The following is an 11,905-nucleotide window of genomic DNA, read 5'->3' on the forward strand; positions in this document are numbered from 1 at the left end:
GGTCTGGCTCCAGGCGCACGCCGCGGCCGAGCCGGCCGTCCTCCGGGCCCTGGCGCTCACCCGGGCCGCCGAGCAGCTGCCCCGGATCGAGCACCTCACCCTCTCCCCCGACGTCCTCACCGGCCTCCTCTCGAAGCTCGGCGGCGGCAGCGGCGGGCACGGCGGCGGGGCGGGCGCGTGAGCCTCGCGCCCCGGGCGGTCCTCGTGCACCGCAGGACGGAGTACGAGGAGCTGCTCGCCCGGCACGGGACGCACGGGCAGGCCGCGTTCTTCCTCGCCGCGCGCGGACGCTCGGCCGACGAGGTCCGCGAACGGCACGAGCGGACGCGGCGGGCGCTGGCGGCCGTCGCCGGAGCCGTGCCGCTGACCTGGCGGCAGACCCGGGTCGAGCGCGCGGATCTGGACAGGTTCCTGTTCGGCCCCGAGGACGTGGTCGTGGTCGTCGGCCAGGACGGACTCGTCGCCAACACCGCCAAGTACCTCGCCGGGCAGCCCGTCGTCGGCATCGACGCGGACCCGGGACGCAACGCGGGCGTCCTCGTCCGGCACCGGCCCGCCGACGCCCGCCGGCTGCTGCCGTACGCGGCCGGGGCCGGGGTCGCCGCCGACGAGCTGACCATGGTCGCGGCGGCCACCGACGACGGGCAGCGGCTGCTCGCGCTCAACGAGATCTACGTGGGCCCGGCGGGGCACCAGACCGCCCGGTACACGCTCGACGCCCCGGTGGGCGGCGGCCGCGAGCGGGGCGGCGCGGAGGGCGGGGCCCCTGAGGCGCAGGCGTCCTCCGGGGTGCTCGCCGGGACCGGCACCGGCGCCACCGGCTGGCTCCGCTCGCTCTGGCAGCAGCGCTCCAGCGGACTCGCCCTGCCCGGGCCGGCCGAACCGCGCCTCGCCTGGTTCGTGCGCGAGGCATGGCCCTCGCCGACGACCGGCACGAGCCGGGTCGAGGGGCTCATCGGCCCGGGGCAGGGCCTGCGGCTCACCGTCGAGTCCGACCGCCTGGTCGCCTTCGGCGACGGCGTCGAGTCCGACGCGCTCGACCTGACCTGGGGCCAGACCGTGCGGCTCACCGTCGCCGACACCCGCCTCCGGCTGGTGGGCTGACCCGGCCGGAATCGATCGGCGGCACATCGGGGAGCCCCTCAGAGAGCGCTAGGGTGGGGCGCTTTGACCGATTTGGGGTGCGGCAACGTGCCCCTGGGCGGGCATCCGCGGCGGCGCGGGCCGAGGCCGCGCGGACGCCGCGCACCCCGCCCCCTCCCCGGAAGGCCGGCCATGACCCCTCCCTCCCCCGGTACCGTCGCCGTCGCCCCCGCCACCCGCGCCGAGTGGGAACTCGTGCGGTCCTGGTGCGCGGAGGAGGGCTGGAACCCCGGGCGCGCGGACGCGGACGCCTTCTTCGCGCAGGATCCGGCCGGCTTCTTCCTGGGGCGGCTCGACGGGGAGCCGGTCTCCGCCGTCTCCGTCGTCACCTACGGGGAGGCGTACGCCTTCCTCGGCTTCTACCTCGTCCGCCCCGAACTGCGCGGCCAAGGCCTCGGGATCGCCACCTGGCGGGCTGGCCTGGCCCACGCGGGCGGACGGGTGGTGGGGCTCGACGGGGTGCCCGCGCAGCAGGACAACTACCGGCGCTCCGGCTTCGTCACCGCCTACCGGACCGCCCGTTATGTCGGAGAAGTCCCGCCTCCGGAGCGCCCGGTGACCGGAGTGGTGCCGGCCGAACGGGTCGATCCCGCCCTGCTCGCGGCGTACGACTCCGCCTGTCACCACGCCGAGCGGCCCCGGTTCCTCTCCGCCTGGCTGACGACCCCGGGGCACCGCGCGCTCGCACGGGTCGTCGACGGCCGGGTGACCGGCTACGGCGTCGTCCGCCCCTGCCAGGACGAGGCCCGCGTGGGACCGCTGTTCGCCGACGGCCCCGCGGACGCGGCGGCCCTCCTCGACGCGCTCGCCGAGGCCGCCCGCGGCTTCGGAGCGCGGGCCGTCGCCGTCGACATGCCCGAGACGAACCCGGCCGCGGCCCGCATCGCCGAAGAACGCGGCCTCACCCCGACCTTCGAGACGGCCCGTATGTACACGGGCCCGGTGCGGCCGGTCGCCCGGGAGCGGGTCTTCGGGGTGACGACGCTCGAACTCGGCTGAGCGGGCGCAGGGGCCGGCATCGGGCGCGTGAGGGCCGACCGGACTGGATCCGATATCCCGGAGATCGGATCCACCATCCGCATCCGAGGTCCACGCCGGACTGGATCCAATGTCACGGATATCGGATCCGACATCCCGGATACGGGATCCAACATCCAGCATCCAGGCCGAAATGGATCCGATATCCCGGATGTCGGATCCAACATCCGACCTCCCGGACGCCGCACCCCTCACCCCTCACCACCACCCCCCGCGTGCGGGAGCCCGCACCAGGAGGCGTACGCTCCCCTCGCGCGCCCCTTCGTGTGCCCGCGAGCGGGTCGGATTCGGCCAGTTCGCTTACAGGAGGGGCGCATCGGGGGCGCTCAGGGGGTGTCGTGGCCGGAACCTCGGGCTCCGTGGCCGGATCCCCTCGGGGGACCCCCTCCCCGGGGGTGAGGGGTGACAAGGGTTTTCCCCGTATCGCGTTCACCTTCGCGTTCCCTACTGTCCTCCGCACCGGCGGATATCATCCCCCGCATCGCAGCTGACATGTGACAGGTGCATGCGGGGAGACCCCGCCGGGGACGGCCTTGACCCGGGCCGTCGGCGCCGGTGGCGGCGCACGGGCCCCCCAGCCCAGGGAACACGGCGGCGACCCCACTTCGCTCCGCGCCTCCCGCGCCGCCGCCACTGCCCGCAACCACGTCGTACTCGAAAGGGCCAGCACTTTGAACGGTTCCAGGCGGAGAGTCATATCCGTGGTCGCCACCGCCGCGATCATCGGTGCCGCTGTCACCACCACCGGGGCGTTCGCCGCCGCCCCGGCCGCTCCTTCCCCGAAGCCCGCTCCGGCGCCGGCTTCGCAGAGCATGCAGGCGCTTCCCACCGCCCCGGTCGAGAAGGTCATCGTGACCTACAAGACCCAGGCGGCCGAGGCCGGTTCCAACGCGGCCGCGAAGACCGACACCGCCGAGAAGGCCGCGAAGACGGGCGAGGAGCTCTCCTTCGAGCGTCGCCTCGCCGGCGGCGGCGCCCTGGTCGACCTGGGCGAGACCGCCACCCCGCAGGACGTGAACGAGGTCATGGCCGCCTTCCGCGCCGACCCGTCCGTCGCGACCGTCGAGCCGGACGTCCGCGCCTACGCCATGGCCGTGGCCCCGAACGACACCGACTACGCCAAGCAGTGGGACCTCTTCGAGGCCACCGGCGGCATGAACGTCCCGTCGGCCTGGGACAAGACGACCGGCTCCGGCGTCACCGTCGCCGTCATCGACACCGGCTACGCGGCCCACACGGACCTCGCGTCCAACGTCGTCTCCGGCTACGACTTCATCTCCACGTCCGCCGACGCCCGCGACGGCAACGGCCGCGACGCGGACGCCAAGGACGAGGGCGACTGGAACGCCACCGACGGCGAGTGCGGCACCGGCTCCAAGGCGTCGAGCTCCTCCTGGCACGGCACCCACGTGGCCGGCACCATCGGCGCCGTCACGAACAACACCAAGGGCATCGCGGGCATCGCGTACAACGCGAAGATCCAGCCCGTGCGGGTGCTCGGCAAGTGCGGCGGCTCGTCCGCCGACATCGCCGACGCCATCACCTGGGCCTCCGGCGGCACCGTCCCCGGCGTCCCGGCCAACCCGACGCCGGCCAAGGTCATCAACCTGAGCCTCGGCGGCGCCAGCTCCTCCTGCCCGAGCGTCTACCAGACCGCGATCAACGGCGCCGTCTCGCGCGGTACCACCGTCGTCGTCGCCGCGGGCAACAGCAACGCCAACACCTCCGGCTTCACGCCCGCGAACTGCTCGAACGTCATCACCGTGGCGTCGACCAACCGCGCCGGCTCCCGGTCGTACTACTCCAACTACGGCACCCTCGTGGACGTGTCCGCCCCCGGCGGCGAGACCCGCAACGCCACCGACACGCCCGGCACCGTCACCACCCCCGAGAACGCGATCTACTCGACGCTGAACTCGGGCACGACGACCCAGTCGACCGAGAACTACAAGCCCTACCAGGGCACCTCCATGGCCGCGCCGCACATCGCCGGCCTCGCCGCCCTCCTGAAGTCGGCCAAGAGCACGCTCACCCCGGCCGAGATCGAGACGGCGATCAAGAGCAACGCCCGCCCGCTGCCCGGCACGTGCTCCGGCGGCTGCGGCACCGGCATCGCCGACGCGGCCAAGACCGTGGACGCGGTCACCGGCACCACCACCCAGCCGGGCACCGTCTTCACCAACGCCGACAACGTGACGATCTCGGACAACACCACCGTGTCGTCCTCGATCGCCGTCACCGGCCGCACCGGCAACGCCCCCGCCGCCCTCAAGGTCGGCGTGGACATCAAGCACACCTGGCGCGGTGACCTGGTCATCGACCTGGTCGCCCCCGACGGCACCGTGCGCAACCTGAAGGCCTCCTCCGGCTCGGACAGCGCCGACAACGTCCTCACGACGTACACGGTCGACGCCTCCAGCGAGGTCGCCAACGGCACCTGGCAGCTGCGGGTCCGCGATGTGGCCACGGGTGACACCGGCTACATCGACTCCTGGAGTCTCACCTTCTGAGCCTCCGCTCCATCGTTCTGACACCACCCCCCACACCAGCATCATCGCTGGTCAGCGACGCCCTCGTGGTCTACACCACGGGGGCGTCGCCGGGTTCCGGAAAGGTATCCGCCCGGTGTCGGGTGTCCGTATGCCGGACACGGACCCTGGACGGAAGCGGTGGGCTCCGTATCCTCTGCGCAGGGCTCATGGGCGGGGCCCACGGGCGGAGGTGGCGACCAGGTGACGACGGTTCCGAACGGCCCCCTGCCCGCACGCACCCCCGGCGCGGCCGGCCCCCCGGCCCCGGTGGGCCGCGAAGAGCTCCTCGCCCGCCTCGAATCCGTCCTCCACGCGCGCGGCCGGGCCCTGCTCACGGGCCCCGCCGGCGTCGGCAAGACCGAGGTCGCGCTGGCCGCCGCCGCCCGGGCCGAGGCCCGCGGCGAGACCGTGCTGTGGCTCGCCGCGCTCCCCGCCGACCGCGCGATACCCGGCGCCGCCGCGGCCGCCCTGGTCGCCTCCGTCGCCAGCACCGTCGCCTGGCCGGGCCCGCGCGCCGCCGAGACGATCCCGCGCGCCGGTGAACGGCTCGCGGGCGAGGACGTCCCGGGCACCATCACCACCGCCCCCGGCGGCCCCGCACCCGCCGCCGACGCGCTCCCCGCCGGGGTCTTCGCCTCCGGCGTCTTCGACGACCTGCCGGGGCCTCAGCGCACCGCCGTCGCGATGCTGTGCCGCGAGGCCCCCATCCAGCAGGGCGGCTGGGACCCGATCGCGCTGCGCCTGGGCATCGCCCGCATCCTGCGTGCGCTGACCTCGCGGGGTCCGGTGCTGCTCGTCGTCGACGGCGCCGAGTTCCTCGACCCCGACAGCACCGACCTGCTCCGCTTCGCCCTCCACCTCGCGCCGCCGTCGCTGCGGGTGATCGCGGTCGAGACGCCGGAGCCGTACGGGGACACCCATCGCGCCGACACCCCGGAGCCCGGCAACGGCGCCGCCGGACACCCGGGCCGGTCGGGCGCGGGGCACTCCGCGCACCTGTGGGTGCCGTCCGAGGCCGACCTGCTCCTCGTGCCGCCGCTCCAGGCCGACGAGATCGCCGAACTCCTCATCCACCACCGGCTGCCGTCCCGGATGGCCGGCCGCATCCACCGCGCCAGCGGCGGCAACCCGCGGCTCGCGCTCGCCGTCGGCCGCTCCCTCGCCGACGCCCGCACGCCCGTCCACCACGCGGAGGCGCTGACCCTCTCGGGCCGCGCCCGCGACCTCGCCCGCCAGCTCCTGGGCGCCGCTCCCCCGCCGGTGCGGGCCACCCTGCTGCTCGCGGCCCTCGCCCTGCGCCCCTCGGCGACGCTGGTGCGGCGCGCCGGACGGCCCAACGCGGAGGCGGACCTCGCGGCGGCCGAGCGGGCCGGGCTCGTGTCGCTCGCCGAGGACGGCTCGCTCGTCTTCACCGCCGGGCTGCTGCCCTCCACGCTGGTGCACGACGCCTGCTGGGCGGAGCGCAGCGCCGGCCACGCGGCGCTCGCCGAGGTCGTGGACGACCCGGTGGAGGCGGTGCGCCACCGGGCGCTCGCCTCCGACCGGCCCGACGAGGAGCTGGCGGCCGAGGTGGCGGCCGCCGCGGAGACCGCCCGGCGGCGCGGCAACAACGCGCTCGCCGCCGAACTGGCCCTGCTGGCCGCGGAGTCGACGCCCGGACGGGACGGGGTGCGGCGGATCGCACGCCTCGTGGACGCGGCCGAGGAAGCGGCCAGGGCAGCCCGCGCCGACCTCGCCATGCGGGCCACCACGGACCTGCTCGCCCGGGACGCCTCCCCCACCGACCGGGTGCGGGCCCGCCTCGCGGTCCTGGACACCGCGGGGCAGGGCCTCACCGACCTCGACGACATGTACGTGCACGCGATGGAGGACTCGGAGGGCGAGACGGCGCTGCGGGCCGCCGTGCAGCTGCGCCTCGCCGTCAAGTACGTGCTCGCGGACGGCGATCCGGAGCGCTCCCGGACGGCGGCCATGGAGTCCGCGGCGCTCGCCGCCTCGGTCGGCGACCCGCGGACGGCCGCGCAGGCCCTGACCGTCCAGGCCCGCATGGAGCGGGCCCTCGGCTCTCCCGACGCCGAGCCGGTCCTGGCCCGGGCCCGTGAACTGGAGCTTGCCGAGCGGCCGTTGGGCATCCGCAACGCCGCCCAGATCCTGACGATCCGCCACGCCCTCTTCGACGACCGGCTGGTCGACGCCCGCGACGAGCTGAACGGGCTGCTGCCGCTGGTGCAGCGGCGCGGCTCGGTCGAGGACGCCATCGAACTCTTCCGCACACTCTCCGAGATCGAGTCGCGGATCGGCGCCTGCGGGGCGGCGCTCGCGCACGCGGGCCAGTCGCTGGCGCTCACCCTGGAGGCCGGGCTGTCCCCCGGCCCCGCCTGGTACGCCCTGGCGCTCGCCGAGACCGCGGGCGGCAGCCTGGGCCGGGCGGCCAGCTACGCGCGCCGGAGCGTGCAGGCCTCGGAGGAGGAGGGCGACCGGGTCTTCCTCTCGCGCAGCCGGTACGCCCTCGGGCGCGTCCAGCTGATCAACGGCGACGTGGCGGCGGCCCTGGAGACGCTGCGGCGGGTGCAGACCGACGAGCGGGCGCAGTCGACGGTCGACCCGTCGATGCTGCGCTGGCACGAGGAGCTGGCGGAGGCGCTGCTCGCGCACGACGCCGTGGAGGACGCGCTCGCGGTGCTCGCCGAGGTGCGTCCGGTCGCCGGGCGCCTGGGCCGGTCCACGGTGCTGCTCGGCTGCGACCGGGCGCAGGCGCTGTGCCTGGCGGCGGAGGGCCGGACGGACGAGGCGGCGGAGCTGCTGACCGGGACGGCGAGCCGGTTCGCGGAGGCGGGCCTGCCGCTGGAGCAGGGGCGTGCGCTGATGGCGCTGGCCCGGGTGGAGCGCAAGCGGCGGCGGCGCTCGGCCGCGCAGACCGCGCTGCACACGGCGGCCACGGTCTTCGAGCGGGCCGGGGCCGCACCCTGGCTGGCGCTGGCCACGGAGGCACCGGCCGGCGAGCTGCCCGGGGCGGCGCCGGGCGGCGACGAGACCGCCACGGCGCTGGCCTCGCTGACCGAGGCGGAGCTGCGGCTCGCCCGGCTGGTGGGCCAGGGCGCCTCGAACCAGGAGGCGGCGGCCAAGCTCTTCCTGAGCGTGAAGACGGTGGAGGCCCGCCTGACCCGCATCTACCAGAAGCTGGACGTCCGCTCCCGCGCCCAGCTGGCGACGGCGCTGCGTCCCTGAGCCCGGGCCCCCTTCGCCTCAGGGGCGGTAAACGGTCACGAACGCACCGCGTACGGGGGTGACTTCGCCGCCCTCGGGGCCGGCGGGGGTCCACTCGGCGGTGACGCCGCCGAGGGCCCCGTGCTCCCCGCGCTCCCCGTCCTCGCCGGCCGGGCGCAGGACGCGCCGGACGCGCAGGGTGAGGGGCTCGGCCCCGTCGCCGCCCACGCGGACGCGGATGTCGGTGTGGCCGGCGCCGTCGACGGCTTCCAGCGGCTCGGCGTCCCCGGCGGTGACGGCGGCGGCGTCGAGGACGGCGGCGACGGTCGGGTCGACGGCGTCGCTGACGGACTGCTGCTGGGGCACGGCGCGGCCGGCGAGGAGGGCGTACAACTCGCCGACGAGGACCGGGTCGTGGGCACCGTCGTAGATCCAGCGGGTGCCGAGGACGCCGTGCTCGGAGGTGCCGACGAGGGCGTGCTCGGCGCCGTCGAGGGGCTTGCCCCGGTACGTCAGCGGCACCAGGTAGGCGACCGCGTCCGGACCCTCGCCGTCGGTGACGACCATGAACTCGACGCCGACCTCGCCCTCGGGGTCGTCGAGCCGGAACCCGCCGGCCTTCACGGGCGCCGGGGCGTGCGGACCGGCGGCGTACCAGGCGCGGGTCGGCAGCCAGTCGGCGAGGAGCTCCAGCTTGGTCGGCCGCATGGTGGTGCGGTGGATGAGGGCCATGGTGGGGTCGCTTCCTCTCGTCGGGGCGGGGGGCGCCCGTCAACGTAACAGAGGGGGCGCGGGGGCAGGCGCGGGGCGGCCCGGGCCTCGCCGTCGGGGACCGGGACCCCTCGTGTGATGATGCGCGGGACGTGGGTCCGGAGGGGACCCGCGGGGGAGAGAGAACATGGGATTCACGGACGCCAACGGCGTCGACCTGTCGGGCGTCACCGGCAGGCTCATCCAGACGGTGGACCTGGTGCAGGGCCCCGCCCCGCAGGCGATAGCCACCGACACCGTCAACGGGCACGTCTTCGTGCTCCAGCTGGAGTCGTCGGCCACCGCGCCGGGCGACTCCGGCAACATGTACCTGAACCGGATCAACCGGTCGACGGGCGCGGTCACCGGCTCCATGCAGCTGAAGGGCTTCGGCCACGGGCTCTCGATGGGCTGCCAGCCGGTGGGCGCGGACAGCTACCTGTGGACCGAGTGCGGTCCGGTGCACGTCACCGGCAGCGGCGTCGCGTTCGGGAAGAGCGTGACGCGGTTCAAGTTCGTGGTGGGCGGCGTGCTCGACGCGGCGGCGATCCCGCAGGCGCAGAAGTTCACCCCGCCGGGCTCCACTGCGGGCACGGGTCCCTCGCTCGACCCGACCACCGGCCTGCTGACCGTCATGTACCACAAGGACGGAAAGCGGCATTTCACCCGGTACGACGCGAACCTCGCGGCCGCCGGTGACTGGACGCCCGTCGGCACGACCTTCGTCATGCCGGCCGGCGAGGACGTCACGCCGGCCGTGCCGTCCCCGTACCCGCTGGAGAAGACCCTCACCTCGCAGGGCTACCAGACGCTCGGGGACGTGCTGTACGCGTACCACTGGGCGCCGTACGACGCGGAGACCTACCCGGACACGGTGCCGAGCGCCTTCCCCGGCATCGCCTTCATGACCTCGTACGACTGGACGACCGGACAGCGTCTCGACCGGCAGGTCGTCACCGGCGCGGACGGCCTGGAGCGGCGCGAGCCGGAGGGCGTGGCGGTCGAGGTCGACCCGGCGACGCAGGAGACGCGGCTGCTGTTCGGCTTCAGCAACACCGTGCCCGGCACGACGGGTTCGCGCGACGTCACGGTCTGCTGGTACCCGACCAAGCCCGCCGTCGACGGCGTGAAGGTCCTGTCCGACTGGGAGGACCTGACGCTCGCCACCGGCGTCACCGCGGGGGCCGAGCGCCCGCGCGGCCGGCTCGTCGCCCTGGCCGGCACCACCTACCTCCAGCTGCGCGGCACCCTCACCTGCGACCTCACCGCGGACAGCAGGATCGCGACCCTGCCGCACCGGCTCCGCCCGACCCGGCAGACCCGGCAGAACGTGCCGCGGAACAACAACACCGGGCGCTGCGTGTGCCGCGTCGAGGCGAACATCCGGGGCGAGCTGTGGGCGTACGGCGCCTACGCCGACAACGCGATCACCTGGATCGACCTGGACGGCGTCTCCGTCGCCTGGCGCTGACCCGCCGCCCCACTCGCCCCTGTTACGACTCCCCTTATCCAGAGGACCACTTCATGACCACGTCGCCCTCGGCGTCGACCAGCCGCCGCTCCCTGCTCACCGCCGCGCTCGCCGCGCCCGTCGCGGCGGTCGCCGTCCCGCTCGCGACGGCCGCGCCGGCCGCCGCGGAGGTGGTCGACGGCTGCCAGACCGTCGTCGACTGGACCACCATCACCCCCGCGGCCGGGATCACCCCCGACGCCTCCGCCCCGCTGCAGGCCCGGGTCATCCGCCTCGCCGGCACCGAGTTCCTCCAGCTGCGCGGCACCCTCACCTGCAACCTCACCGCCGACGCCACGCTCGGTACGCTGCCGGCCACGATCGTCCCGCCCAAGCTGACCCGGGGTGTCGTGCCGCGCAACAACAGCCAGGGCATCAACGCGATCCGCGTGGAGGCGAACACGGCGCGCGCGCTCAAGGTGTATGGCCCCCAGACCGCCAACCCGGTGACCTGGATCCAGCTGGACTCCTTCTCGTCCGTCTTCCGCTGACCCGCCCGCCCCTCGGGGGCGGATCGGTCCGGCGGCCATGCCCCCCGCGCACGGCCGCCGGACCGGGCTCTCACCGGCGCAGCTGCCCGCTCATGACGAGCCGCACGTTGCGCAACCGGGCCTCGACGTTGGCGTGGGCCGCCCGGGAAGCGGACGGGGTGCCGTCCGGCGGGGCGGGCACCGGTGGCAGCATCGGTGGTGCCGGCGTCGGTGGTGCCGGCGTCCCGGGTGGCAGCGAGGCCGCCGCCTCGCCCCGCCCCTCCCGTACGAGGACGTCCTCCAGCGCCTCCCCGAAGCCGAGGCCCACGGCGTAGGCGTCGGCCTTGAACTCGGCGTGGCGGTGGAGCCACGCGACGAGCAGCGGCGCGACCGTGACCGGTACGACCAGCCACCACATGCCCTGGACGACGGTCAGGTTGAAGAGGAACCAGCCGATCATCAGGGTGAGGCAGCCTCCGCAGGCGAAGCCCGCCTTGTTCCTGACCCCGAACAGGAACACGATCAGCGCCAGGACCAGCCGCCCGGCCACGCGGGCCGGCATCGCGTACCAGTCGGCCAGCATCGCGGCCCAGGTGTGCCCGCCCACGTGGTGCCCGAGCTCGTGCGCGAGCACCGCGGCGAGCCGGGCGTTGGACAGCCCGTCCAGCGCGTGCCGGGTGACGGCGACGATGTGACCCGCGGCCGCGGTCGCGTTCAGCCCGGCCCGCTCCTGGACCCAGAGCTCGTAGTTCTCCCGGTCGACCCCCGCGCGCCGGGTGACCTGCTCCCACACCGCGTCGAGCCGCCGCGCCTCCTCCGGCGACGGCCGCCGCATCCCGAACATCCGCTGCGCGATGGCCGTTTCGACCCGCCGGTTGAAGACGAGCGGGCCGGAGAGCAGCCAGGCGATCGGCACGACGACACCGAGCGCGACGTGGACGATCGCCGACGCGAAGGTGACGACCCCCAGACTGATGAGCCCGATCGGCACGGTCAGCAGCAGATGCGACAACGCGGCCCCGTCGACGCCTCGCTGACGCGCCTTCACCACCCTTCGTCCGGTGGCCAGTTCGAGATCGTCCCGTTCCGCACCGACCCCGCCTCCGTACGGGGCCGGAAGAGCGGCCGGTACGGGCGGAGGAGGTGGAACCGGCGGAAGGGGGACACGCCCCGGGGACGGGGTGCCCGGATACGACGGGGCCACCGACCGACCGGGATACGGCGGGGCCTCCAATCGAACGGGGTACGCCAGGGGC

General features: G+C 75.0%; 8 protein-coding genes and 1 pseudogene. 7 read left to right on the forward strand and 2 right to left on the reverse strand.

Annotated elements, in window-relative coordinates:
- The 5 genes and pseudogenes from AB0E19_RS04830 to AB0E19_RS04850 all read left to right on the forward strand — a co-directional run.
- Positions 1-181 (forward strand): annotated as a pseudogene (locus tag AB0E19_RS04830) (SPFH domain-containing protein); the annotation flags it as partial.
- On the forward strand, positions 178-1,104 hold the full coding sequence (locus tag AB0E19_RS04835; RefSeq protein ID WP_362173292.1) for a hypothetical protein: 927 nt from the start codon (positions 178-180) through the stop codon (positions 1,102-1,104). The pseudogene AB0E19_RS04830 and the gene AB0E19_RS04835, both read left to right, overlap by 4 nt.
- Before the next feature lie 171 nt (positions 1,105-1,275).
- On the forward strand, positions 1,276-2,142 hold the full coding sequence (locus AB0E19_RS04840) for a GNAT family N-acetyltransferase (RefSeq protein WP_362173296.1): 867 nt from the start codon (positions 1,276-1,278) through the stop codon (positions 2,140-2,142).
- 851 nt (positions 2,143-2,993) lie between these two features.
- Complete coding sequence (locus tag AB0E19_RS04845) at positions 2,994-4,691, forward strand: S8 family serine peptidase (protein WP_362173794.1); 1,698 nt, start codon at positions 2,994-2,996, stop codon at positions 4,689-4,691.
- A gap of 222 nt (positions 4,692-4,913) precedes the next feature.
- A complete protein-coding gene (locus tag AB0E19_RS04850; RefSeq protein ID WP_362173299.1) occupies positions 4,914-7,940 on the forward strand; it encodes an AAA family ATPase in 3,027 nt (1,008 codons plus the stop codon).
- 18 nt (positions 7,941-7,958) lie between these two features.
- On the opposite strand, the gene AB0E19_RS04855 is transcribed toward AB0E19_RS04850, so the two are convergent.
- Positions 7,959-8,651: a 1,4-alpha-glucan branching protein gene (locus AB0E19_RS04855; RefSeq protein ID WP_362173303.1), complete on the reverse strand. Its 693-nt coding sequence runs from the start codon at positions 8,649-8,651 to the stop codon at positions 7,959-7,961.
- 166 nt (positions 8,652-8,817) lie between these two features.
- Here AB0E19_RS04855 and AB0E19_RS04860 point away from each other — a divergent pair, with 166 nt between their 5' ends.
- Entirely contained in the window at positions 8,818-10,140 is a 1,323-nt protein-coding gene (locus AB0E19_RS04860) for a hypothetical protein (protein WP_362173306.1), read from the forward strand.
- Positions 10,141-10,193: 53 nt separating this feature from the next.
- Positions 10,194-10,670, forward strand: coding sequence for a hypothetical protein (locus AB0E19_RS04865; RefSeq protein ID WP_362173308.1), 477 nt, complete (start codon positions 10,194-10,196; stop codon positions 10,668-10,670).
- 70 nt (positions 10,671-10,740) lie between these two features.
- Here the strand turns inward: AB0E19_RS04865 and AB0E19_RS04870 are convergent, their stop codons facing one another.
- Positions 10,741-11,661: a M48 family metalloprotease gene (locus AB0E19_RS04870; protein WP_362173311.1), complete on the reverse strand. Its 921-nt coding sequence runs from the start codon at positions 11,659-11,661 to the stop codon at positions 10,741-10,743.
- Positions 11,662-11,905 lie beyond the last annotated feature (244 nt).

The sequence above is a fragment of the Streptomyces sp. NPDC047974 genome, assembly GCF_040653375.1.
Taxonomy (GTDB): domain Bacteria; phylum Actinomycetota; class Actinomycetes; order Streptomycetales; family Streptomycetaceae; genus Streptomyces.

Excerpts from the sequence above, each read along its gene's own strand:
- AB0E19_RS04845 (WP_362173794.1), top strand. The coding sequence starts at position 2,994 with ATGCAGGCGCTTCCCACCGCCCCGGTCGAGAAGGTCATCGTGACCTAC.
- AB0E19_RS04860 (WP_362173306.1), top strand. The coding sequence starts at position 8,818 with ATGGGATTCACGGACGCCAACGGCGTCGACCTGTCGGGCGTCACCGGC.
- AB0E19_RS04855 (WP_362173303.1), bottom strand. The coding sequence starts at position 8,651 with ATGGCCCTCATCCACCGCACCACCATGCGGCCGACCAAGCTGGAGCTC.
- AB0E19_RS04865 (WP_362173308.1), top strand. The coding sequence starts at position 10,194 with ATGACCACGTCGCCCTCGGCGTCGACCAGCCGCCGCTCCCTGCTCACC.
- AB0E19_RS04840 (WP_362173296.1), top strand. The coding sequence starts at position 1,276 with ATGACCCCTCCCTCCCCCGGTACCGTCGCCGTCGCCCCCGCCACCCGC.